Raw genomic sequence first — 1,199 nt, 5'->3', positions numbered from 1 at the left:
GGAAGCGCTGATCAATGAGCCCGCCGCCGGTGATCCCGCGCATACGGCTCGCGATTTTTGAAACGGGAAGCCCGTCGAGACATATTTTGGGTACCTACACGGCCGACTTGCTGCATTTTTCACACGCCAGACGGACTGCTCCCATGACATGGCCGCAACCGGTTACGCGCCATCACCAGGTTCGCCAGCGCGAACAGGCTGAACAGCTGCGCCGTGTTCTTGCGCAGCCCCTTGTAGCGCACCTTGCGATGCCCGAACAGGTTCTTGACGACATGGAACGGATGCTCGACGCGAGCACGAATCTGCGCCTTGGTCCGCTCGGCCGCCAACACCAGATCTTTGAGCGCACCCTCGGGCAACGCCTTGAGCCTGCCGCGCTTGAGCGCCACGTGCCACTTCACCGCCTTGCCTTTCATCTCCTCACGCTTGCCCACCCCCGTGTAGCCTGCATCGCCAAACGCTTCGCGCTCGTGACCGTGCAGCAGCGCATGGGCCTGCGAGACATCCGACTCGTTGGCTGCCGTGGTGACCACGCTATGCACCAGCCCCGAGTCGGCGTCGACACCGAGATGCGCCTTCATGCCGAAATGCCACTCGTTGCCTTTCTTCGTCTGGTGCATCTCGGGGTCCCGGCTCTTTCCGGCATTCTTCGTCGACGACGGGGCCTCGAAGATCGTCGCATCCACCAGCGTGCCTTCCTTCATCATCAGCCCGCGCTCGCACAGCTCGATGCCGATCTCGTCGAACAGCTTGCGCGTGAGTTCGTGCTCGACCAGCAGACGCCGGAACTTCAGCAGCGTGGTGGCATCCGGCACGTTCTCTCGCGCCAGGTCGATGCCGGCGAACGCGCGCATCGCAATGCTGTCGTACAGCGCGTCTTCAAGACCTTCGTCCGACAGGCCGTACCACTGTTGAAGAAAGTAGATTCGCAGCATGCGCTCAAGACCGATCGGCGGGCGGCCCCGTTCGCCTTTCGGGTAGTGCGGCCCGATCGCCGACAGCAGGCGCTGCCACGGGACCACCTTCTCCATCTCTGTCAGGAAACGCTGTCGTTTCGTCACGCGCTTCTTGCCCAAGGTTTCCGCCTCTGCAAAACCGATCTGCCGCTTCATGACTGTGGGACCGTTCCGTGAGCTTCTTTCTACAACGTCCTCGGCCCCGTCAGCGATGACTGCCGAGCCGAATAAATCAGCGTTTCC

1 protein-coding gene is annotated in these 1,199 nt (G+C 62.1%); it reads right to left on the bottom strand.

Translation table 11 applies throughout. From position 1 onward, the window contains the following. Window positions 1-119: 119 nt before the first annotated feature. Window positions 120-1,112 (bottom strand): IS5 family transposase, encoded by a 993-nt coding sequence (locus DVS29_RS36755; protein WP_118186251.1) that lies wholly within the window; start codon window positions 1,110-1,112, stop codon window positions 120-122. Between the last annotated feature and the right edge of the window lie 87 nt (window positions 1,113-1,199).

It is taken from the genome of Paraburkholderia phosphatilytica, assembly GCF_003443895.1.
Classification (GTDB): Bacteria; Pseudomonadota; Gammaproteobacteria; order Burkholderiales; family Burkholderiaceae; genus Paraburkholderia; species Paraburkholderia phosphatilytica.
The sequence above is the reverse complement of the archived record's forward strand: the minus strand, read 5'-3'. Positions and strand labels throughout refer to the sequence as shown.